General features: G+C 36.3%; 19 protein-coding genes. 15 read left to right on the forward strand and 4 right to left on the reverse strand.

All coding sequences use genetic code 11. From position 1 onward, the window contains the following. The first annotated feature begins 216 nt into the window (after nt 1–216). From ricT to KI430_RS14040, 7 genes are all read left to right on the forward strand, one after another. Nucleotides 217–1,683 (forward strand): stage 0 sporulation family protein, encoded by a 1,467-nt coding sequence (gene ricT, locus KI430_RS14010; RefSeq protein WP_248875568.1) that lies wholly within the window; start codon nt 217–219, stop codon nt 1,681–1,683. After that, nucleotides 1,676–2,137, forward strand: a complete 462-nt coding sequence (locus tag KI430_RS14015) for a gliding motility lipoprotein GldH (protein WP_248875569.1) — start codon at nt 1,676–1,678, stop codon at nt 2,135–2,137. The genes ricT and KI430_RS14015 overlap by 8 nt, the downstream gene beginning before the upstream one ends. Nucleotides 2,138–2,144: 7 nt before the next feature. Then, nucleotides 2,145–4,502 carry a penicillin-binding protein 1A gene (locus KI430_RS14020; RefSeq protein ID WP_248875570.1) on the forward strand — a complete coding sequence of 786 codons (2,358 nt, stop codon included), beginning with the start codon at nt 2,145–2,147 and terminating at the stop codon, nt 4,500–4,502. A gap of 33 nt (nt 4,503–4,535) precedes the next feature. After that, a complete protein-coding gene (locus KI430_RS14025; RefSeq protein WP_248875571.1) occupies nt 4,536–6,071 on the forward strand; it encodes a protein adenylyltransferase SelO in 1,536 nt (511 codons plus the stop codon). Nucleotides 6,072–6,132: 61 nt separating this feature from the next. After that, entirely contained in the window at nt 6,133–6,330 is a 198-nt protein-coding gene (locus KI430_RS14030; RefSeq protein WP_248875572.1) for a hypothetical protein, read from the forward strand. Then, on the forward strand, nt 6,318–6,641 hold the full coding sequence (locus KI430_RS14035; RefSeq protein ID WP_248875573.1) for a hypothetical protein: 324 nt from the start codon (nt 6,318–6,320) through the stop codon (nt 6,639–6,641). The genes KI430_RS14030 and KI430_RS14035 overlap by 13 nt, the downstream gene beginning before the upstream one ends. A gap of 77 nt (nt 6,642–6,718) precedes the next feature. Further along, entirely contained in the window at nt 6,719–7,966 is a 1,248-nt protein-coding gene (locus KI430_RS14040; RefSeq protein ID WP_248875574.1) for a DUF6080 domain-containing protein, read from the forward strand. 51 nt (nt 7,967–8,017) lie between these two features. Here the strand turns inward: KI430_RS14040 and KI430_RS14045 are convergent, their stop codons facing one another. The 3 genes from KI430_RS14045 to KI430_RS14055 all read right to left on the reverse strand — a co-directional run bounded on the left by KI430_RS14045 (nt 8,018) and on the right by KI430_RS14055 (nt 12,694). Further along, the gene (locus KI430_RS14045; protein ID WP_248875575.1) at nt 8,018–10,345 is read right to left on the reverse strand and encodes a T9SS type A sorting domain-containing protein; all 2,328 of its coding nucleotides are present in this window, start codon (nt 10,343–10,345) and stop codon (nt 8,018–8,020) included. Nucleotides 10,346–10,458: 113 nt separating this feature from the next. Next, entirely contained in the window at nt 10,459–12,072 is a 1,614-nt protein-coding gene (locus KI430_RS14050) for a tetratricopeptide repeat protein (protein ID WP_248875576.1), read from the reverse strand. Nucleotides 12,073–12,184: 112 nt separating this feature from the next. Further along, on the reverse strand, nt 12,185–12,694 hold the full coding sequence (locus KI430_RS14055) for an SPOR domain-containing protein (RefSeq protein WP_248875577.1): 510 nt from the start codon (nt 12,692–12,694) through the stop codon (nt 12,185–12,187). Nucleotides 12,695–12,881: 187 nt separating this feature from the next. On the opposite strand from KI430_RS14055, the gene KI430_RS14060 reads away from it, so the two are divergent. From KI430_RS14060 to KI430_RS14095, 8 genes are all read left to right on the forward strand, one after another. Next, entirely contained in the window at nt 12,882–14,249 is a 1,368-nt protein-coding gene (locus KI430_RS14060; protein WP_248875578.1) for a c-type cytochrome, read from the forward strand. Nucleotides 14,250–14,269: 20 nt separating this feature from the next. Next, entirely contained in the window at nt 14,270–17,332 is a 3,063-nt protein-coding gene (locus KI430_RS14065) for a TAT-variant-translocated molybdopterin oxidoreductase (protein ID WP_248875579.1), read from the forward strand. A 7-nt stretch (nt 17,333–17,339) separates the two neighbouring features. After that, a complete protein-coding gene (nrfD, locus tag KI430_RS14070) occupies nt 17,340–18,737 on the forward strand; it encodes an NrfD/PsrC family molybdoenzyme membrane anchor subunit (protein WP_074235779.1) in 1,398 nt (465 codons plus the stop codon). Then, entirely contained in the window at nt 18,724–19,245 is a 522-nt protein-coding gene (locus tag KI430_RS14075; RefSeq protein ID WP_074235778.1) for a DUF3341 domain-containing protein, read from the forward strand. Before nrfD ends, KI430_RS14075 begins: the two co-directional genes overlap by 14 nt. After that, a complete protein-coding gene (locus KI430_RS14080; RefSeq protein WP_248875580.1) occupies nt 19,238–19,960 on the forward strand; it encodes a c-type cytochrome in 723 nt (240 codons plus the stop codon). Before KI430_RS14075 ends, KI430_RS14080 begins: the two co-directional genes overlap by 8 nt. 12 nt (nt 19,961–19,972) lie before the next feature. Further along, nucleotides 19,973–21,307: a quinol:cytochrome C oxidoreductase gene (locus tag KI430_RS14085; RefSeq protein ID WP_248875581.1), complete on the forward strand. Its 1,335-nt coding sequence runs from the start codon at nt 19,973–19,975 to the stop codon at nt 21,305–21,307. A gap of 77 nt (nt 21,308–21,384) precedes the next feature. Next, a complete protein-coding gene (locus KI430_RS14090) occupies nt 21,385–22,080 on the forward strand; it encodes a 3'-5' exonuclease (RefSeq protein ID WP_248875582.1) in 696 nt (231 codons plus the stop codon). A gap of 2 nt (nt 22,081–22,082) precedes the next feature. Next, nucleotides 22,083–22,409 carry an SUF system Fe-S cluster assembly protein gene (locus tag KI430_RS14095; RefSeq protein WP_027383088.1) on the forward strand — a complete coding sequence of 109 codons (327 nt, stop codon included), beginning with the start codon at nt 22,083–22,085 and terminating at the stop codon, nt 22,407–22,409. Nucleotides 22,410–22,440: 31 nt separating this feature from the next. Here the strand turns inward: KI430_RS14095 and KI430_RS14100 are convergent, their stop codons facing one another. Continuing rightward, the gene (locus tag KI430_RS14100) at nt 22,441–22,845 is read right to left on the reverse strand and encodes an OsmC family protein (protein WP_248875583.1); all 405 of its coding nucleotides are present in this window, start codon (nt 22,843–22,845) and stop codon (nt 22,441–22,443) included. Between the last annotated feature and the right edge of the window lie 3 nt (nt 22,846–22,848).

Here is a 22,848-nt window from a genome sequence, read left to right on the forward strand (position 1 = left end):
AAATTTAGTTTAACTTTAAACAATGTAGTGTAAATCATAATAAATCACTAAATTGTATTTTGATTAAATACTAATGATGGGCTTGTTTTTTTGATTAATTGTTAATATTAATTCAGTATTAACTTAAAATTAACAAAAAAATATTTTTAAAAGATATTATCGTTAAGCTTAAATAAAAATTATATTAACTTTGCAATCAGATATAAAAAATAAAATATGAGTTGTGGATGTAAAACATCCGGCGATTCTTCCCATTCTTGCGGCACCAAGTCCGCTAATGGGTGTAGTAGTGTAGATACCTGTGGGAATAGTTATAAATTAAGTGTTTTTGACTGGCTTTCTGATATTGATCCCTCAAAATCAAAAAGTTCTGAATATGTGGAAGTTCGTTTTAAAAACGATCGTAAATTCTATTATAAAAACGTCAACAACCTCCCTTTACATATTGGTAGCATCATTGCTGTAGAATCTAGTCCGGGTCACGATATAGGTGTAGTAAGTCTTGCTGGAGAATTGGTGAAAATCCAAATGAAAAAAAAGAATGTTCCAGAAGATCACACCCTGAAAATTTATAGACTTGCCAATCAAAAAGATATTGAAACCTGGCAAGAACTTAGAAAAAAAGAGAATAATATCAAGATTGATGCACGTAAAATTGCTTACGGACTCAACCTTGAAATGAAAATAACAGATGTAGAATACCAAGGAGATGGTTCCAAGGTCACTTTTTATTACACGGCCGATAACAGAATCGATTTCCGTCAGTTAATAAAAGAATATGCATCCAGTTTTCGTACAAAGATTGATATGAAGCAGATTGGTTTCCGTCAGGAGTCTGCAAAAGTCGGCGGAATCGGGTCTTGTGGAAGAGAGTTGTGCTGCTCATCTTGGTTAACAGATTTCCGTTCTGTGAATACCAATGCAGCAAGATACCAGCAATTGAGTATCAATCCTCAGAAATTGGCCGGGCAATGTGGTAAACTGAAATGTTGCCTCAATTACGAATTGGATAGTTATCTAGACGTTCTTAGAGATTTTCCATCGTCTAGTACAGTTCTGAATACCGAGAAAGGAAGAGCTTTTTGTATCAAAATCGATGTTTTCAAAAAGAAGATGTGGTTTGCCTACGTAGAGAATTCTATGGCTTGGTACGATTTGGATATTTATGAAGTTAAAAAACTGATTGCCATTAATAAAAATGGTGAAAAAGCACCAGCTTTGGAAGATCTGAAAGTTATTGAAAATCCTTTGGTAACTTCGGATTTGATACAAGAAAATAGTGTGGATCGTTTTGAGAAAAAATTCAAAAAACCAAGAAGCGGTCAAAACAACAGGGACAGAAATCCGAGACAAGGTGATAACAGACCGGCGAAATCACAGGATAATAGAAATCCTCGTCAGCCAGAAAACAAAAGCCACTCTAACGAACAAAAGCCTGTAGAAAACAAATCTACTGCTCCAAAGGTTCAGACGACTGATAATCAACAAGCCTCGGATAATAAAAATCCGAAGCAGAATCATAACAGAAATCGCCAGAATGGACAAAAGCCGGTAGAAAATAAATCAGCGGCTCCGAATGTTCAGGCGACCGGTAATAATCAACCTCAGGAAAATAAAACGCATAAAAAACCGTTCAAAAAACCGAAAAAGAAAACACCTCCTAAAAATGAAGGGAATGCTTAGGTCACTTTTTGCTTTTGTTCTATTGATTGCACTCTTTTCTTGCCAGAACCCAGATGATCAGGTGTTGATTAACAATGTTGGCAACCAGTGGAATAAAAAGAAAGTTCAACAATTTGATTTTGATGTGACGGATGCACAGAATCAGAAAAATATCACGTTTGTTGTTCGTAATAATAACGATTATCCTTACAGTAATCTTAGATTGATTGCGACGGTTGAACATAATAAAAAAGCAATTTCTACAGATACACTCAATTATGTTTTGGCAAAACCAAACGGTGAGTGGCTGGGAACAGGATTTGGAGATACAAAGGAAACATTATTTCAATATAAGCTTAATTACAAATTCCCTCAAAACGGTAATTATTCTGTGAAAGTTGTACAGGCAATGAGGAAAAATATCTTACCGGGAATAGAAGATCTAGGTATTAAAATTCAAAACTTAAAGCCATAATTTATTAATGGAAAATAAAAAAGCTGAAAATAAAACTTTCCCTCTGCCAGACAAGAGAAAAGCTAAATCAGGAATCCGAAAATGGATCAAATTCATTTGGATAGGATTTTTAGCAGCTGTGTTGGGTATTTCTGGTTTGTTCTTTGCCGTTTCTCAAGGTTTTGTAGGAGATATGCCAGATGTAAAGGAGTTGGAAAACCCTGATATTTATGTTGCTTCGGAAATTTATTCTTCCGATAATGTATTGTTGGGGAAATTCGAGAAAGAAAAAACTAAGCCGGTAACTTACAAGCAGTTGCCTCCATATTTGGTTTATGCCTTGCAAGCAAAAGAAGATGAGCGTTTTAAGGAACATTCTGGTATCGATTTGAAATCAATTCTTAGAGCGGTAAGATTTGGTGGAGAAAGAGGTGGAGGTTCTACCATTACGCAACAGTTAGCAAAATTATTGTTTACTGGAAATGCTTCTCAGAACAAAATAGAAAGAGCATTCCAAAAACTGAAAGAATGGTGTGTTGCGGTAAGTCTTGAAAAGCGTTATACGAAAGAAGAAATTGTTGCTCTATACTTTAACAAAATGGATTTCCTTTTCAATGCGAAAGGGATCGAAATGGCTTCCAGAGTTTATTTCAATAAATCTGTTAATCAATTGACATTGCCGGAAGCTGCGACTTTTGTAGCAATGCTGGAAGCGCCGAGAAGAAATAATCCTTACAGAAATCCTGAAAGAGCAAAAACCAGAAGAGATGTTGTTCTGAAACAAATGGTAGAAACAGGTTATATCGATCAATCCACTTATGAGCAAGCTGTAGCAACTCCGATTGTTGTAGATTTCCATGAAATCAAAACTGTTGAGGAAGGTTATTCTTCTTATTACAAATTTTACTTAAGAAAAGAGATCCAGCAATACTTAGAATCTTACGAAAAAGAAACAGGCAAAGAGCTCAATCTTTATAAAAATGGATTGAAAATCTATGTGACTTTGGATTCCAGAATGCAAAGATATGCAGAGGAAGCGATTAAGGAACATATGATTAATCTTCAGAAAAGTTTTGACGGCGAGATGAAACGTAATCCAAATCGCCCATATTATAATCTTTCGAAAAGCCAAATCAATGATTTAATGATGTCGGCAGTTAAAAGAACCGGACGATATAAGCAATTGAAAGCTGAAGGGATGCCAGAAGATTCTATCATGATGGACTTCCATCAGCCTACAAAAATGACCAGATTTACTTGGGAAGGCGAAGAGGAAGTAGAAATGTCACCTTGGGATTCTATCCGTTATCACAAACAGATTGCACAGGCTGGATTGATGTCTATGGAACCTGCAACCGGTGATATCAAAGCTTGGGTTGGAGGGATTAACTGGCAGCATTTCCAGTATGATCACGTAAAACAAGGAAAACGTCAGGTAGGATCTACATTCAAACCTTTCGTATATGCCACAGCAATTATGCACCTTGGGATGACGCCTTGTTCTACAGTTTCCAATGCTTCTTATTCCAAAGGAAGTTGGCACGTAAAAGGTGGAGGCGGAACAGTTACCATCAAAGAAGCGATAGCAAAGTCCTTAAACCCGGTGGCAATCCGTTTAGCTGAAATGTCAGGAACAGAAAATGTCATCCAATTAGCAAGAGACTTGGGAGTAACAGATCCAATTGATAAAAGTTTACCAATGGCTCTCGGTACTTCAGATATTACGATTTACGAAATGTTAGGAGCTTACAGTACGTTTGCAAACTTTGGAAATTACACAAAACCGGAAATGATTTGGAGGATAGAAGATGCTAACGGACGAGTAATCAAAGAAGTGAAGCCTGTAGTGAAGGAAGTAATGAACGAAATGTACGCTTATACAATGATCGACTTGATGAAAGGTGTGGCGGAGTTTGGGACAGCTTCTGGGGAATTGAGAAGAAGAGGAATTCCTGCAAGTGTAGAGATTGCTGGTAAAACAGGTACAACTCAGAAAAACTCAGATGGTTGGTTTATGGGAATTGTTCCAAAACTGGCAACCGGTGTTTGGGTTGGATGGGAAGACAGAGCGACCCACTTCTGGAGTACAGGTGAAGGACAGGGTGCAAAAATGGGACTTCCGATTTGGGCCATTTACATGAAGAAGGTTTTTGCAAATAAAGCTCTGAATATCCTGCCAGAAGATAAATTCATCAAACCAACCAATTGGACTGGAAGTTGCTCAGATCTCAATAATCTCAGAAATGGTTATGGTGATGATGGCGGGTTGCAAACCATTGATGAACTAAAAAATCCTGTCAGAGAAGTTCCTGACAAGCCGGTGAAAAAAGAAGATCATTCTAATGAGGCTTTGAACTCAGGAGAAGATATTGATTTTAACAAATAAATAAATCCCGCAGCATTGCGGGATTTTTGATAAATGAACATAAAAAATATTACCCAAAAATTCATTCAAATATTTCCAGGGGATTTTTCTGGAAATCCGATGCAGAGACAAACACCTGATGTAATGTTCTGTATACTAGAGCCTGCAGATTTTGATCAGACTGAGTTAATTGATTTTAATGAAGAACTGTCTTTCGAAATTGGTTTGGGAAAATTAGAAAATGATAAAGACTTTTTAGCAGCACAGAATCTTCCTGATAATGTAAAATCCTATGCAACAGCTTATGCAGGACATCAGTTTGGAAATTGGGCCGGACAATTAGGAGACGGAAGAGCAATCTATGCTGGAGAAATCCAAAATGGAAGTCAGCAAACCGAAATCCAGTGGAAAGGAGCAGGAGCAACACCTTATTCCAGACACGCAGACGGCAGGGCAGTTTTACGTTCCTCGATTCGGGAATATCTGATGAGTGAAGCAATGTTTCATCTTGGCGTTCCTACCACAAGAGCTTTGAGTCTTTCGAAAACTGGTGAAGACGTGATTCGTGATATCCTGTATTCCGGGAATCCGCAAAAAGAGCAAGGCGCAGTTGTCGTAAGAACTGCTGAATCATTTCTCCGTTTCGGACATTTTGAATTGCTATCGGCGAGAAATCAAACTGATTTGCTGAAAAACTTGGCAGATTACACGATTGAAAATTTTTATTCCGAAATTAATTCAGAAAATAATCCCAATAAATATATCGATTGGTTTAAAGCAATTTGCGACAGAACTCTGAAAATGATAATCGATTGGTATCGTGTAGGTTTTGTTCACGGCGTGATGAATACCGATAATATGTCGATTCTAGGATTGACGATTGATTATGGACCTTACTCTATGGTGGATGGTTACGATTTGGAATTCACGCCAAATACAACAGACTTGCCAGGAAAAAGATATGCTTTCGGAAAGCAAGGTCAGATTTCTCATTGGAATTTGGCAGCTTTAGCGAACGCTATTTTTCCTTTGATTAATGATTCTGAAATTCTGGAAAAAATCCTGGACGATTATGGAAAACGCTTTTGGGCAGAACACGATAAAATGTTAGCCAACAAATTTGGTTTTGATGAGGTTTTGCAGGAAGATGAACGGTTTTTTACCGAATGGCAACAACTGATGCAGGATTTGAATTTGGATTATACTTTATTTTTCCAAAGTCTTGAGAAACCAGCTTCAGAAATTAAAACTGATGATTTCTCTAATTCTTTTTACCGAAGCCTGAATGAAAATGAGTTGAAAAGACTTTCTAAATTTATCGAAAAATATCAGGAAAGAAAACTTAATAATAAAATCTCGACAACAGAATCTTTAGCATTAATGTCAAAAACAAATCCGAAATTTATTCTAAGAAATTATTTGTTATTCGAAGCGATTCAAGATGCAGAAAATGGAGATTACAAGTTGTTTTTTAAACTGAAAGAAGCTTTACAAAATCCTTATGAAAACCGCTTTCCGGAGTTCAATCAGAAACGTCCTTCGAAATATGATAATCAAACAGGTTGTAGTCAGTTGTCTTGTAGTTCTTAAATTATTTTGTTAAAATCAATTCAAATATTCTCTATCTTTGTAATAATCAACCTATAAAACAATGAGTTTAGCATCTGAAAAAAGTGAAATCATCAAGTGGATTCATTCTTTGGAAAATCCGGCTGTCATTGATGAAATTAAGAAAATCAGAAGTAAAAATTCTTTTGATTTCGAAAAGGAGTGGAAAGAAGGAATCACTATTTCAGAAGCAAGGAAAAAAACTTCTGAATTTATAAAATCCTTGAATTGGAAGAAATAATAGTCATACTTCGAAAAAACGTCACAGATTATCTAGAAGAACTAGTTGTAATTTTATATGACAATAACTATTTTGGATTTGAAAGTGATGCTGAAGAATATGTCCGAAAAATCTATGATTTCATAGAATATAATCTTCCAATTTTCCCGTTTAGAAAAACACCTGAGAATTTAGCTCAATTTGGTTCAAAATATATTTTTTACAAAACCAATCATACTACAACTTGGTATATTTTCTTTGAGAATATAGAAAATCGATATCTTGTAACTTTCATCACAAACAGTCATTCTGAAATTGTTCAGCACCTTTAATTTTCTGCTTCACTTTCATTTTCTATTTTTGCAGAAATATTCCAAACTTGAAAATCCTGAATAAAATTCTATCCATCGTGAAAATCATTTTCCCTGCAACCAAAGCAGAATTACTGATTTTCCTATTCTTTGTTATTCTTTATGGCGCAAATGCGTGGTTTATCGCAGAGAATTTCAGTATTATCTATGATGACAGAATTCCGTGGGATGGGTATTTCAGTTTTGATAATCGGGCGATTGTCCAAACTGGAGGCGGTTTTGAAAGACATCCTTTATCCAATTATTTTTTCGATTGTATCCGTGATTTTGCATTGTGGATTTCTGGAAATCATTATAACTCGGTTTTCAGATTGGTTTTGGCTATATTTTCAACAGTTGTCATTTCTTTGGCTAATGTGCAGATTTTCAAATATCTGAATAACATTATCCAGCTTCCACTCAAAATCACTCTATTGATTTTAGCTTTCTACGGATTGTTTGTAACCAATATTCTGTTGTCTTTCACGCCGGAAACTTATACTTATACCTTATTATTTCTTTCAATTTTCAATTATTATTCAGCAAGGAAAATTCAGGAAGAAAAACCGATTTCTTTTGGTGCGACTATTTTCGGTTCGGTTTTTATCGGAGGGTTAACGATTACAAATATTGTTAAAGTTTATATTCCGTTCTTGTTTGAGAAAAAAATCTTCTGGAACTGGAAAAAAATCGGAATGGCGGTGGCGAAAATTGCGACTTCAGTTGTTGTTTTTATATTCCTTTTTATGCTGAGACTTAATTTTAACTTCCAGAATTTCCTCAACAAAACCGAAGAACAATATGACAAATTCTCGAAACCAAAAGCTACACCACTTTGGGATATGATTTATTCCTGGTTTTTTGGCGGGAATATTTTGTTTTCGAATTACGAAATCCGAGACTATCACAACAAAGACAAAACGTTTTATTACAAAGCTTTGTTTATGGATGTTTACACATCAGCGGTTCCATATATTTTCATAGCGCTTGTTTTATTAATGATGATTTGGAGTGTTTTCAAAAACTATAAAAACAAATTGGTTTGGATTCTTGTGATTACATTTTTATTTGATGTTTTGGTTCATTGCATTTTGAAATTCGGACTTCACACATCCTATATTTACGGCGGACATTTCGTTTTTGTTTATCCGCTTTTGATAGGTTGGCTATTTTATAGTTATCGAGACAAAAGTCTTATTCTAAGTTTATTTTATGGATTACTTTTGATAATGACTGTCTATCTTGGAGTTAATAATTATTATCGATTGACAGAGTTTTATCAATTCTTAGAAACTTACTACAGATGAAAAACGCCTTCGGAATTCCGAAGGCGCTTTTGTTATTATAAAATCAAATAATTAGTTCTTGATGATTTTCTTAGTGATTGATTTTCCGTTTTCCGGTACAATTGTTAAGAAATAAACACCCTTATTCAAATTAGAAATATTGATGCTGGACCTATTTTCTGTCGTCAACAAAACTTGTCCAGCCGCATTGTAAAGACTCGCTTTGAACTTCGAAATACTTTTATCCAGTTTGATGTTAATGAAATTCTGTGTTGGATTCGGATAAACGCTGATATCATCCTTAAAATTGTTAATATCTGAGGTTGCTAAAAATTCTAAGCTGATATTGTCTTTCAGAATTCCCAAAGATTGTGACGTTAAATAAACTTCTGCATTTTCATTATCCATAAAACGAATTGCTCCTGAAATAACTGGCGTGTCAAAGTAATTTTGAGACGTTTTTTCGGCCCAAGTTGTTCCGCCGTTGCTGGTGTAAACTACTTTTGGAAGAATATCCAGATTAGTATAATTAATCCCAACAATCTGTCCATTGGCTTTGGGAGAGTGTTCTACATTTTGGATAAATCCATTGTAGATTTTGCTCCAAGTTGTTCCATTGTCCATAGAAGTATAAATTCCGTTGGAACCTGCCATTGTGTATTGGTTAAGATTCAATGGATTTTGAACCAGACTTAATCCAATATTTGGTAAAGCCAAATCTTCTAGACCTGCTGTGATTTGGGTCCAATTTGTTCCGCCGTCCGTTGTTTTCAGAACTCTGTTTCCAACAGTTACCAGAACTTCATTCGGATTATTTTTACTCACTTTGATTCCGAAAATGTAATCGCCATCGTAAGGAAGAGTGATAAAATCGGTCTGAATCTCATCCGGATTCGAGAAATTAACCTTAACCAAAGAAGATGTTTCACCGTTGAAAGTCGCCAACCAAGCGATATTCGGATTAGAAGAATCGGTTTCCGCAGCAGTAAAATATGTATCATAAGTTGTATGAATGGTTGTAGAGGTAGCTCCGTAATCATTACTCACTTTGATATTATTTCCCATAAAAGAAGATTTGTAAATGTAAGTTCTCCCCGCATAATCCTTATCTGCATAAACCAAATCAATCTCTCCGCCGAGCGGACTTTCGTTCAACGGCATTACATTTACAGGTGTCTCCTCATTGGTTTCAAGATTTCGCAGTGCGTAACCATATTGTACACCGTACATTAATTTGTCGGCTCCGTTATCGTTAATGATATTTGTATTTCCCATTCCGATAAAGAAAGGACTTTTAATAGATGTTAATGTTACGCCGTTGTCAGACGAGAATTTTGGATAATGGTTGTTCGAAATTAAAACTTCGTTGGGTTTAGATGGATTAAAGGTGGCATTAATTCCGTAAAAATAAGAATCTCCGTCACTTAGTCCATTAGAAACTGTAGTTGTCCACGTTGCTCCACCATTTGTAGTTACGGCAACTCTGTCATCACCCATTACTACAACGTGATTGGAGTTATTCGGATTGATTTCAATTTTAGTAATCATTTTCATCCCAAATTGCTCTGTGGACCAAGGGATTTGCGTTTCTTCTGTCCAAGTTATGCCTCCGTTCGTGGATTTGTAAAGCGCCTGATGTTGCTCAGGATAGCTCCAAGTGATTCCGCTTCCTGCGTAGATGATGTCAGTATTGTTTGGGTCAACGGCAACCGATTGTAAAATCAAACCGTTCAAAGTTTCTGTCCACGTTGCACCACCGTCCGTCGATTTGAAAAAACCACCATCTTCATTTCCTGCACCACCATTGCGAACGATGTATAATATTTGAGGATTTTTCGGGTCCATTATCGCATCATTCAGAATGACGCTTTCGTGGTCTGCGGTGTCATAAACCTTTGTCCAAGATTCTCCACCATTGGTACTTGTGAAAAATTTATTTTCTATTCCGCTGGCCAACATAGAAATAGTGTTCATTGAACCATTATCGAAAATCGAATAATTATCAATTTTTTGAATGTCTTCGTTTTGAGGAAATTGATATTCTTTAATAATAGAATTGGTCGCCAAATCTAGAATCGCCACTTTGTTCATAGAACTTCCAAGTCCAAAATATTCGATGAAACTGAGTGCAGTTCCATTATTGGTTAACCTCAATTCGAGAATGTTTGGCGAATATTCCGGATAGGGCAATGTGAATAATACGTTCCAAGTCACACCGTTATCCTCAGAAACTAAAATGTGTTTGCCAATGTAAGATGTTGCATAAATCTTATTAGGCGTTGTTTTGTCGTATGCAAAGTTCTTCATACGACCGTAATCCTGATTTCCTGCGAAGCTCACCTGCGAATGGAAAAGCTGTAAGGAAAAAGCACAGAATAGTGTAAGTAATGTTTTCTTCATATCAATCTACTTTTTTAAATGATGAAAACAAATTTATCGGGCGAAGATAAAACGACAATAAATTTTGGATGGAATAAACAGGACTTTACAAGAAAAAACGTGACATTGTTTGCTTAAATGCTTGATATATAATTATATAAATCATTTGAGTTAGAAAGGTTCATTCTTTTTGATATTCTTTCTTTTCGTTTTCTGCAAGCTTCGATTGTAATGTTGAAGATAGAAGCGATTTCCTTTGTGGAAAGGTTCATGTAGATGTACGAAATGTATCTGATGTCATTCAAAGTCAAATCATTATGTTTTTCTTTGAGTGAATTGATGAATCTGCTGTTGATTTCCTGAAAGTGTGTTAAGAAATCATCAGTGCTGTCTTCTTTGGTCAGAATGATTTTCAGTTGGTCTAATTGTTTGGTTAATAAAGAACTTTTCAGAATTTCCGGCCGTTCTTTCATCCGAAGTATGTATTCCTCGATTTTGTCATTTCTCTGAGCAAGATGAATGGCGTTGGCGGCGAGTTGTCGATTTTTATTTTCCAGTTCGTTCTTCAGCTTTTCCTTTTCCAAAAGTGTATTGGTTTCTTTTTCCTTGATTTGATTTTCCAATAGTAAAGTGTAATTCTCTTTGTTTTTCAATTCAAGTGCAATGATTTGTTCGTTGCTTTCTGCCAACAATCTTTTCTGTTTATTTTTGATGATATAAGCTCGGAAAACCCAGACTAAAAGAGCCAAAACAGCAATCCAAAAACCGAGAATGTAGAATTTCAGTTTCTTTTCATTATCCAGCTCCTTTTGAGAATCCTGAAGTTTCAATTTTATTTCACTGTTCTGGTACATCGCCTGATTCTGAATGGCGTTCAGGGAATCTTTGACTGTCAAAATAGAATCTTTGTACAACAATGCTTTTTGATAGTCTCCGGAAGTGAAATAATTATCTGAGAACCGATTGTAAATGTCTGTCAGATTAGTATAACTCAGATTTTCTGTTTGAGCTTGTTTGATATAATCAATTGCAATTTTCGGCTGATTTTGCTGTTCGTATATTTTGGAAAGTATTAATAAAGTGGCAATTTTTTCATCGTTTTCTTCGATAGGATCTAACTTGTCGATGAGAGGGCTTGCAAGAGAGAGCGCTTTTTGATAATCTTTTCTTTCGAGATAATTTCTGGCTTCGGCAATATCCAAAGCTCTTTTTCTTTTGATATCATCTTTCGCCACTGGTCTTGCCACAGAAATATAATACAAGGCTTTATCAAGCTGTTTCGTCACATTGTATAAATCTGCCAAATTCCCTGCGTACAAAGCAATTCCAATGCTGTCTTTATTAGCTATTGCCAGATCATAAGCTCTTTTCTGATGTTTTTCTGATTCTTTATATTTTCCTTGTTTTAAATAGACGACAGCGATATTGTTGAGAACAGTCATTTCTCGGTCGCTGTTCAGATGTTTCAAAGCAATGGTATAAGCTTCTAGATAATAATCAAGAGCTTCACTGTAATCCAGCATTTGATAATAATTAAGCCCGATGCAATTGGTGGAAATGAATTGTTGTTCATGCCAATTATTTTGTTCGGAAAGTGTTTTGGCTTCAGACAATAATTCCAGAGAAGCAGAGTATTTCTTTTGATAAAGCGCATCTATTCCTTTTGCTATCAGTTGGTCACAATGTTCTTTAGAAACATCGCTTTGCAAAACTGTAAACATTGAAACAAAAAGGAACAAAAACTTCATAAATAAGTTGTTGAAATCAAATTATAAAGTAAAAATAACCAATTATTTTTTTGAAGTATTATTTTAATTTTGAATAACGGCATAAAAAAACCGGAACTTAATCCGGTTGATATCATTTAGCTTCCACACAAAAGACGGCGTAAGGAATTACCCGAGCCGAAGGATAAATCTTCGAAATATTTCTCAAATCGTCTGAAGCACTTTGTTTGGAGAAATAACTTCCAGCTAAGATTTTATAGTTTGGTCTTAGGGAAGCATCGGTTTCTACTTTTAGATTTCTGAAGTTACCTCTGAATTCTGTAGCAATTTTTCTTGCTTCATCATTACTTTTTACAATTACCACCTGGATTTTGAAACCCATAATTTTTGGATTCTTTCTGCAAATCTCAGCATTTGTGAGTTCCCTACTCGCTACAAGAACTTTTGTCGGAGTTTTTGTAGGAGCGCCCACATTACGGTCGCATTTGTCCTCTATCTTTTCCAAAGCATCATTTACACGTTCATCCAGTGAGAAAGAAAGTTCAGTTCCCGATAAAGTATCCTTTTTTACAACATATTGAGCATCAATTTGGTAAAAACAAAATAGAGCTGAGAAGATGAAAAGCTTAAACAGATGGTTCATTTAAAAATTATTTTTTACAAATTTAGAATAAATTGAATGAAACGCAAACTCTCTTATTTAGAACGTTTACAAATTAATTAGAATTGACAAAAACCATCCGATAAGGTCGTCTTAATTTTTGTTAAAGTGCTATTTTTGCGGAATTGAATGTAAACTCAATAAATTTTACTAACCCAAGATTATATAAATGATTAGTTGGAGAAAGCATTACAAAAAGGGTCTGATAGCAATTGGTCTATTGTTGTCAACCGGCGCTTCCGTTTATGCACAAGGTGATCCGAAAAAGGGACAGGAGCTTTTCAAGGCAAACTGTACTGCTTGTCACGCATTGGACAAAAAAGTTGTAGGACCTGCACTTGGCGGTGTTGTTGAAAAAGTTAAAAAAGACGGTCAGGATGTTGATTGGCTTCATAAATGGATCAGCAATAATGAGAAGCTTAGAGCATCTGGTGATGCATACGCAAACAAAATCTATGAAGAAAATGGAAAGGTTGCGATGCAAGTATTCGAAGGGAAACTTTCTGATCAGGATATCGATGATATCTTAGAATACACCACCAATCCTCCAAAAGAAGAGCCGGCAGCAGAAGCTGAGGGCAAAACAGCAGTAGATACTACTGCATCTATCGAAGCAGCAAAAGCTCAACAATTGAATTCTAAAATTATGATTGCTGCACTGATCGCAATCGCAGGATTATTGTTCTGGTTGTTGCTTAAAATTCGTCAATTAGTAAAAATCCAACAGTCTCCAGAGTTATCAGAACTTAATTCTACAAGAGTTGTTTCTTTCTCTGCTTTATATGAGAAGTACAGTTTTGTAGGAAAAGGTATCGTTGGGTTGCTAGCGTTATTCGCTGCTTATGGTGTCTGGAACTGGTTGATGTGGGTTGGTGTTTATAAAGGATATGCTCCTGAACAACCAATTTACTTCTCTCACAAGATCCACGCCGGAGAAAATAAAATCGACTGTCAGCTTTGTCACTCAGGTGCTAAGTATGGTAAAGTTTCCGAGATCCCTTCTCTTAACGTTTGTATGAACTGTCACAGATCTATTTCTGAGTATAAAGGTAAATACATCGAGCCAGGAAAAGACAGAGAATTCTACACAAGTCAAATCAAAACGCTTTACGCACACGTAGGTTGGGATGAGTCCAAACAAGCTTATACTGGTAAAACAGAACCGGTAGAGTGGACAAGAATTCACAATATGCCAGACTTCGTATATTTCAATCACTCACAACACGTTGTGGCTGGTGAGCAGGCAATTATCAATAGCTTCAACGCTAAGCAAAAAGATGCCTCAAACAAAATTGATGTCGTTTGTAAAGCTTGTCACGGTAAAATTGATACAATGAACGTGGTTCAGATGGCTAACAACTTCACAATGGGTTGGTGTATCGATTGTCACAGAACTACAGAAGTAGATATGAACAATGGTTATAATAAAGAATACTTCAAAAATTTGCATGATAAGTTGAAAAAACAATATGGTGAAGGAAGCAAGATCACTGTAGATGCAATTGGAGGTCTTGAGTGTGGTAAATGTCATTATTAATAACAAAATTAGAAGTATAAATGGCTTCAAATAAAATACAATTCAGAAGTATTCACGAACTAAAAGATCCAACTTTGAATGGAAAGTTGGCTGCTAAAGAGTTCCAGAATGAAATTCCGGTTGAAGAATTCTTAGATGATTCTAGTAAAGAAGGAACTTCTCGTAGAGATTTTCTTAAGTTGCTAGGATTCTCTACAGCTGCTGTAACTTTGGCAGCTTGTGAAGCTCCGGTTATCAAAACAATTCCTTATGTGGTTAAGCCACACGATATTATTCCGGGGATTCCTAATTTCTATGCGTCTTCCTATTTTGATGGTTTCGATTTTTCTAGCGTTTTAGTTAAAACAAGAGAAGGACGTCCAATCAGAATCGATCCTAATCCTGCTGCGGGTTCTCTTGGAACAACCAATGCAAGAGCTCAGGCAAGTGTTCTTTCTCTTTATGATAATGATAAAGTGAAAAAACCAGCTTTGAATGGTGATGAGCAAGAAGATTTCAATAAAGTTGACGATTTTATCCTAAAAGGTTTAACAGAATCTCAGGCTGGCGGAAAAAAGATTGTAGTATTATCTCACTCTTTCCCAAGTCCAACTTTCAAAAAGTTGTTTGGAGATTTCAAAGCAAAATATCCTTCAGCTGAATTAGTAACTTATGATGCAATTCCTTACGCAGCAGCATTAGATGCAGCTCAGGAAGTTTTCGGACAAAGAGCATTACCGGTTTACGATCTTAGCACTTCTCAGTTAGTTGTTTCTTTCAATGCAGATTTCCTGGGAGATTATAATGCTTCTAGCTTAGAAGTTTCTTATGCTGCAGCTAGAAAACCAGGTCCTGATATGTTAAGGCATATTCAAGTTGAATCAAACCTTAGTTTGACTGGTGCTAACTCAGATTCAAGATATAGATTGAAGCCAAGTGCGGTTTTCAAAACTTTGGTAGAAGTTTATAACGGATTGAATGGCGGAACTTCTGATAAAGTAGCTTCTGAAATCGTTAAAGAACTTCAGGCAAAAGGAGATAAAGCAGTTGTTTTGGCAGATGGTTCAAAAGCAGCTTATGTTTTAGCTCACTTAATCAATCAAAAATTAGGATCTAAAGCTTTTACAGGTAAAGCTAATTTCCTTAAAGAATATGACAACGCAAGATTCAATGAATTTTTATCTTGGTTGAACGTAGGACAAGTTGGCGTTCTTATTACTAATAATATCAACCCAATCTATTCTCACGCAAAAGGACAAACTTTAAAAGCAGCGATTGAAAAAGTTCCTTACTCTGTAGCTATTACAGATAAGAAAAATGATATCTACAAAGCTTCTAAAGCAGTTATTCCTTTCGCGCATTGGCTAGAATCTTGGGGAGATATCACTCCGGAAACTGGAGCTTACTCTTTGATGCAGCCTACAATCCAAAAAATCTATAAATCCAGACAGCTTGAAGAGTCTATCTTGGTTTGGATCAATGGGAAAAATAGTCCTTCTAACAATTACTACGATTATCTTAAGGCTAATGCTTTAACACTTAATGCTGGTAAAACTTTCAATAAAACACTTTACAATGGTTTTACAGAAGGTGGACTTTCTACAGGATTGGCTTATTCTGGAGGTAATGCAGCTCAAGCTGTTGCTGAATTATCAGCTTTCAAAGCAGGTCAATTAGAATTACAACTTTATACTAAATCAGCAATAGGAGACGGAACACAATCTAACAACCCTTGGTTGATGGAAATGCCGGATCCAATCTCTAGACTATCTTGGGATAACTACCTGACGATTTCTCCAAAAGATGCAAAAGCTTTAGGTCTTGAAAACAAACTTAATGCGAGAATGCAGTTGGACGGAGATACTGTTAAGTTAACAGTAAATGGTGTTACTCTTGAGAACGTTCCAGTATTTATTCAGCCAGGTCAGGCAGACGGTTCATTAGGTTTGGCGCTTGGTTATGGTAAAAAAGATTCTGGTAAAGTAGCTGATACAGGTGTTAATGCTTATCCATTATTCGATGGTTACAATACAGTTCTTACGAATGTAAAAATTGAAAAAACCGGAGAAGATTATGAATTTGCAGGGATGCAGCTTCAAAATACATTGATGGGTCGTTATGAGATCGCTAAAGAAGTTACCTTGGACGATTTCATCAACAAACCAGTAGATGAGTGGAACAAACCTTTGGCAATGCACACAATTGGAGGTGAACTTCCAATTGGAAAAGTTGACCTTTGGGATTCTTTTGATGATACAGATGGTCCTCACTTCAACTTATCAGTTGACCTTAACTCTTGTACTGGTTGTGGTGCTTGTGTTATTGCCTGTCAGGCTGAAAATAACGTTGCTGTTGTAGGTAAAGAAGAAATCAGAATGTCTAGAGATATGTATTGGTTAAGAATTGACCGTTACTATTCTACAGAACAAAAAGTTGAAGTTTACGAAGGTCTTAAAGAAGGAATGGCAGTGCCAGAACTTTACGGAAGTAACCTTTTAGGAATTGAGGGAGCATTGGAAAATGCGGCTGAGAATCCAGATGTAATCTTCCAACCGGTAATGTGTCAGCACTGTAACCACGCTCCTTGTGAGACTGTTTGTCCGGTTGCTGCAACATCTCACGGTAAACAAGGTCAAAACCAAATGGCTTACAACAGATGTATCGGTACCAGATATTGTGCGAACAACTGTCCTTATAAAGTAAGAAGATTCAACTGGTTCAATTATGCGTTGAATGACAAGTTTGACTTCAATATGAATAATGATCTTGGAAGAATGGTTCTTAACCCAGACGTTGTTACAAGAACAAGAGGGGTAATGGAGAAATGTTCATTGTGTATCCAAGAAACTCAGTTGACTATCCTGAATGCTAAGAAAGATGGTAGAAGAGTAACAGATGCAGAGTTCCAGGCTTCTTGTGCTTGTGCTGCTGCTTGTTCTACTGGTGCTATGAAATTTGGAGATATGAACGATGTAGATTCAGAAGTTCGTAGCTTGTTCAATAGCAACAGAAAATATACGTTGTTAGAAGAGATTGGTACAAAACCAAACGTCTTCTATCATACAAAAATCAGAAACAGAAAAGAAAGTTTAAATAATAAATAGGTAAAAAATGTCAGGACATTACGAAGCTCCGATAAGGGAACCTTTAATTATTGGTCATAAGACTTATCACGATATCACAGAAGATATCGCAAGACCTATCGAAGAACGTGCAGGGAAATTATGGTGGGCATCATTGTATGCAGCTTTAGTTCTGTTTGTTTACGGATTCGGTTGTATCGCTTACACTGTGGGAACAGGTATCGGTGCGTGGGGACTTAACAGAACTATCAACTGGGGTTGGGATATTACTAACTTCGTATGGTGGGTAGGTATCGGTCACGCCGGAACATTGATCTCTGCCGTACTATTATTATTTAGACAAAGATGGAGAATGTCTGTTAACCGTTCTGCAGAAGCGATGACCATCTTCGCGGTTTGTCAGGCGGCTATCTTCCCTGTAATTCACATGGGTAGAGTTTGGGTTGGATATTGGGTTTTCCCTTTGCCTAACCAGTTTGGTACACTTTGGACCAACTTCAACTCACCGTTACTTTGGGACGTATTTGCAATCTCGACTTATTTTTCTGTATCAGTTGTATTCTGGTTTATGGGATTGATTCCTGACTTTGCAATGATTAGAGATAGAGCTAAAACGCCTTTCAATAAAAAGATATATACACTTCTTGCATTTGGATGGGGTGGAAAAGCAAAACACTGGCAAAGATTCGAAGAATTATCTTTGGTTCTTGCAGGTTTAGCAACGCCACTTGTATTCTCGGTACACACAACGGTATCATTTGACTTTGCTACTTCGGTAATCAAAGGATGGCACTCGACAATCTATCCTCCTTACTTCGTTGCTGGTGCGATTTTTTCAGGATTCGCAATGGTACAGACACTATTGTTGGTAGCAAGAAAAGTTTGTCACCTTGAAGATTATATTACAATGTACCACATCGAGATTATGAACATCGTAATCGTTGTTACAGGTGGTATGGTAACTGTAGCTTATGCCACTGAATATTTTATCGGATGGTATTCTGGATCAAGATTTGAAGATTTTACATATCTTTCTCCGGGAGCAGCAGTTGGACCTTATTGGTGGGCATTCTGGGCATTGATTATCTGTAACTTGGTTGTACCTGCAGCGTTCTGGTTCAAAAAAGTTAGAACTAATATCTTCTGGACATTCATAATCGCATTGATTATCAACATCGGTATGTGGTTTGAGCGTTTTGATATTATCGTTATCAACTTGTCTAGAGATTATTTACCATCTTCTTGGACAATGTTTAAGCCAACAGTTATTGACGTTGGTGTATATCTTGGAACAATCGGTTTCTTCTCTGTATTATTCCTTTTATATGCGAGAACATTCCCTGTAATTGCACAGGCCGAATTGAAGAGTATTTTGAAAATTTCCGGTGAAACTTATAAAGCAAAAGAAGGAGATGAGCACCACTAAGATTATATATGGACTTTACGGCGACGACGATGATTTGATGCACGGCGTTAAAGCCTTTACTGATAAAGGAATATCTATAAACGAAGTTTATACGCCATTCCCTGTTCACGGACTTGACAAAGCTCTTGGATTAAAGAAAACTAGAATTTCTGATGCAGCATTCATTTATGCTTGTTATGGAGTTACCATCGGTATCACTTTGACAGCATATATTATGAACCACGACTGGCCACAGAATATTGGTGGTAAACCATCTTTTGACTGGTTGCACAATATGCCGGCTTTCGTGGATCCAATGTTCGAATTGATGGTATTCTGTTCTGCCCACTTGATGTCATTAACTTTCTTGGTAAGAAACAAAATGTATCCTGGTGCAAAACCTCAGAATCCGGATCCAAGAACTACGGATGACAAATTTATGATGGAGTTTGTGTCTGATGATGTTGAAACGATTAAACAACTGTTGATTGATACAGGTGTTGAAGAAATAACTGTTAAAGATGCCTAAGATGAAGAATAGTATATTAAAAATGACAGCAATCTTTGGTTTAACAACTGTTTTACTGAATTCTTGCGGTCCAAAAGATAATCCACCTTTGGTATATTTCCCGGATATGTATTTTCCAGTAGCTTACGATCCATTGATGAAGGCTAAGGATGCATATTCTGACCACGAAAATGAAATTCCTGCTTTTGTTTCTCGTAATGGCGCTACAGGTCTTTCTCCAGTAGAAGGTTCTGTTGCACAAAACAGAGACGGAATTGTAAGTGAAGAAAGTCTGCCTAAAAATGTAGATGAATATAATGCTGGATATGACGCATCAAAATTGATTACAGCTTCTCCTTTGGATCCTAAAAATCTTGATAAAGATTTGGCAAGAGGAAAAGTATTGTTTGATCACACTTGCTCTGCTTGTCACGGTACTGGCGGAGATGGGCAAGGACCGATTGTACAAAGTGGTGCTTATTCAGGTGTTCCAAACTATGCAGATAGAGATATCACAATAGGATCTGTACATTATGTTTTGACTAATGGTAGAAATGCAATGGGATCTTACGCAGGACAACTGAATGTGGGAGATAGATGGAGAGTAGCTTTGTACGTTTATAATACTTTTAAAGCGCCAACTGCAACTGCAGCTCCGGCAGCAGCCGCTCCAGCTACGACAGAGAAAACTTCTACTGCTCCTGCAGCAGCTGAAGCTAAAACCAATGCTAAATAAAAAAAGAAGAAAATGTATAGTTTTTCACCTAAATTAAGATTATATTCAATTATACTCATTGTTGTTGGAGTTGTTTTATTCGGTATTGGTTATGCACTTAACCACGGATTGGATGATACTGCAATTTCTCATTGGATGGAGTCTGTTCACTCAAAAGGTCACGAAGCGCCTACACATTCCAGTGAGTTAGTTGGTCCTCAGGATCATAATGCTCATCTGGAGCATGCAAAACATCAGATTCATAATCAGCCTTTGGCGGCTATTCACACATTTGCAGTATTTGCATTTGGAATTAGCTGTTGTGCATTGTTCTTTTACAGTATCCAGCACGCTGCACATGCAGGTTGGTCTATTATTGTAACAAGAGTAATGGAAGCTATTGCTTCATTCATTCCTTACGGAGGAGCGTTATTAGTAATTATAATGTTGTTGAATATCTCAGGATACGGACACCTTTTCCATTGGATGGATCCAGAATTGACAGATCCAAATTCTCCAGAATTTGATGTCATATTATTTGAAAAGAAAAGATTCCTTAATATTCCTTTCTATGCGATAAGAACAATTATCTATGTAGTTGGAGCTTCATTCTTTGTTTGGAAATTGAAAAATGTTTCTAAGCAAGTTGATGAGAACAAAGGAAACAGAAAGATCTACGCTAGCTTATACAGCTGGAGCGTTGGTTACATTGCATTCTTCGGGTTTGCTTCTGCAGCTTGGGCTTGGGATTGGTTGATGTCTATTGACCCGCACTGGTATTCTACACTTTACATTTGGTATTCAATGGTTAGTTGTTTATCTACTTCTATTGCTGTAATGATTATCATCAGTGTTTATCTTAAGAAAAAAGGAGTTTATCCTCAGTTCAATAATAACCACCTTCACGATCTTGGTAAATTCTTATTTGCTACAAGTATGTTGTGGTCTTACCTTTGGTTCTGTCAGTTTATGTTGTATTGGTATGCGAACGTTCCGGAAGAGGTTAATTACTTCTTTGGTAGATTCGAATATTATGCACCGACATTCTTACCAATGTTAATTATCAATTTCCTTGCGCCGCTATTAGTTTTAGTAAGTAGTAGCATCAAAAGAAATTACAAAGTGGTTACATTTATGGCTTGTGTTGTAATTATTGGTCACGCCGTAGATTACTTCAATATGGTAATGCCGGGAACAGTTGGTCCTTATTGGAACAATGCTTCAAATGCATTATTAGTTTTAGGTTCATTTGTATTTGTGATTGGATTATTTACATTCACAGTAATGACAGCCTTATCGAAACTAAAATTGATGCCTACTGGAAACCCTTTCTTCCACGAGTCAGAGATTTACGAATATCCTTTCTAATTAATTTTAGAATAGAAAATATAAAACCCAGCAGTAATGTTGGGTTTTTTTATTACATTTAAAACAAATAAAGACAGATGATTCACAAAATTCCCATCGAAAATATTCTTTTTCTTGATATCGAAACTGTTCCTCAAATTGATTCTTGGAATAACCTAGATACTACAACACAATATCTTTGGGACAAGAAAACCAAATCTCAAAGAAAAGATGAAATTGAAGCTTCTGATTTCTACGAGCAACGGGCTGGGATTATGGCAGAATTCGGGATGATAATCTGTATATCAGTTGGAATGATTGATAACAATACTGGAAAGCTAAAAATAAAAACCTTTTCTGGAGAAGAAAGAAACTTATTAATTTCATTCTGTGAATTATTCAATAGTCCTCGTCTGAATAATATTATCCTTTGTGCACACAACGGGAAAGAATTCGATTTTCCTTATATCGCAAGGCGACTTTTAATTCACGGAATTCAACCCCCGATTCCATTCCAGATGTTTGGAAAAAAGCCTTGGGAAATTCCACATATCGATACAATGGAGCTTTGGAAATTTGGGGATTGGAAAAGTTATGTTTCGCTGGAATTATTGGCTCATATCTTCGGAATTCCCACACCCAAGGATGATATCGATGGAAGTATGGTTGCCGATATATACTACAAAGACGGCGATATAGACAGAATCATTCATTATTGTGAAAAAGATGTCTTAACTTTGGCAAATGTTTTCAGGCGGATGCGTCAGGAAGATTTATTAAAAAGATTAGATTAAAAATGAAATATACAGACGACCAAATAGCTGATATTGGTGAAGAAATAATCAAGGAACTTAAAACCGTTTTTGACCCCGAAATTCCGGTTGATATCTACGAATTAGGATTGGTTTATGACGTTCAGATTTCCGACGAAGGTGAAGTTTTAGTGATAATGACTTTAACGTCTCCTAATTGTCCTGTTGCAGAAACCCTTCCGGTAGAAGTAGAAGATAAAGTAAGAGGCGTAGAAGGTGTAAAATCTGCAAAAATCGAGCTCACTTTTGAACCAACCTGGACCAAAGAAATGATGAGTGAAGAAGCCAAGTTTGAACTTGGTATGTTATAATAATAAATCCTGCTTTTAGCAGGATTTATTGTTAGTTTTTATATTCGAAAAGAAAAATTTTCTTGATGTCAGAATTTAAACTCAGATAAACCGGACTATTTCGCACCGCATTTTCTAAAAATTCTTGTTCTTCCAAAGTATAAGAATGTGGGAATTTGAAAACGCAGAAAATTTCACCAATTCTTCTTGGTTCAAAATACATTGTCTTTTTCAGGTCGCAAGTTGCACCAGTGATATTAATATTTCTATCTTTTGCTAATACAACAAGGTGTGCAAAAACACTTTGCGCCAGAGCAGTAGCAAAAATATCAGTTGGAGAAAAGTGCTCTCGGACGCTAAAATCATTTGTAGGAATATATGAAGTGAAAACATCTCCAGAGCTTTCGTGTACAGAATCAATCCTATTCTCACCTACATAAGTCGTTTTTGAAGTCATAAC

This window comes from Epilithonimonas zeae (genome assembly GCF_023278365.1).
In the GTDB taxonomy this organism is placed as follows: domain Bacteria; phylum Bacteroidota; class Bacteroidia; order Flavobacteriales; family Weeksellaceae; genus Epilithonimonas; species Epilithonimonas zeae_A.

What these genes read in the sequence shown, in the direction of transcription:
- ricT (WP_248875568.1), top strand. Translation starts at nt 217, where the DNA reads ATGAGTTGTGGATGTAAAACATCCGGCGATTCTTCCCATTCTTGCGGC.
- KI430_RS14015 (WP_248875569.1), top strand. Translation starts at nt 1,676, where the DNA reads ATGCTTAGGTCACTTTTTGCTTTTGTTCTATTGATTGCACTCTTTTCT.
- KI430_RS14020 (WP_248875570.1), top strand. Translation starts at nt 2,145, where the DNA reads ATGGAAAATAAAAAAGCTGAAAATAAAACTTTCCCTCTGCCAGACAAG.
- KI430_RS14025 (WP_248875571.1), top strand. Translation starts at nt 4,536, where the DNA reads ATGAACATAAAAAATATTACCCAAAAATTCATTCAAATATTTCCAGGG.
- KI430_RS14030 (WP_248875572.1), top strand. Translation starts at nt 6,133, where the DNA reads ATGAGTTTAGCATCTGAAAAAAGTGAAATCATCAAGTGGATTCATTCT.
- KI430_RS14045 (WP_248875575.1), bottom strand. Translation starts at nt 10,345, where the DNA reads ATGAAGAAAACATTACTTACACTATTCTGTGCTTTTTCCTTACAGCTT.
- KI430_RS14050 (WP_248875576.1), bottom strand. Translation starts at nt 12,072, where the DNA reads ATGAAGTTTTTGTTCCTTTTTGTTTCAATGTTTACAGTTTTGCAAAGC.
- KI430_RS14055 (WP_248875577.1), bottom strand. Translation starts at nt 12,694, where the DNA reads ATGAACCATCTGTTTAAGCTTTTCATCTTCTCAGCTCTATTTTGTTTT.
- KI430_RS14060 (WP_248875578.1), top strand. Translation starts at nt 12,882, where the DNA reads ATGATTAGTTGGAGAAAGCATTACAAAAAGGGTCTGATAGCAATTGGT.
- KI430_RS14065 (WP_248875579.1), top strand. Translation starts at nt 14,270, where the DNA reads ATGGCTTCAAATAAAATACAATTCAGAAGTATTCACGAACTAAAAGAT.
- nrfD (WP_074235779.1), top strand. Translation starts at nt 17,340, where the DNA reads ATGTCAGGACATTACGAAGCTCCGATAAGGGAACCTTTAATTATTGGT.
- KI430_RS14075 (WP_074235778.1), top strand. Translation starts at nt 18,724, where the DNA reads ATGAGCACCACTAAGATTATATATGGACTTTACGGCGACGACGATGAT.
- KI430_RS14080 (WP_248875580.1), top strand. Translation starts at nt 19,238, where the DNA reads ATGCCTAAGATGAAGAATAGTATATTAAAAATGACAGCAATCTTTGGT.
- KI430_RS14085 (WP_248875581.1), top strand. Translation starts at nt 19,973, where the DNA reads ATGTATAGTTTTTCACCTAAATTAAGATTATATTCAATTATACTCATT.
- KI430_RS14090 (WP_248875582.1), top strand. Translation starts at nt 21,385, where the DNA reads ATGATTCACAAAATTCCCATCGAAAATATTCTTTTTCTTGATATCGAA.
- KI430_RS14095 (WP_027383088.1), top strand. Translation starts at nt 22,083, where the DNA reads ATGAAATATACAGACGACCAAATAGCTGATATTGGTGAAGAAATAATC.
- KI430_RS14100 (WP_248875583.1), bottom strand. Translation starts at nt 22,845, where the DNA reads ATGACTTCAAAAACGACTTATGTAGGTGAGAATAGGATTGATTCTGTA.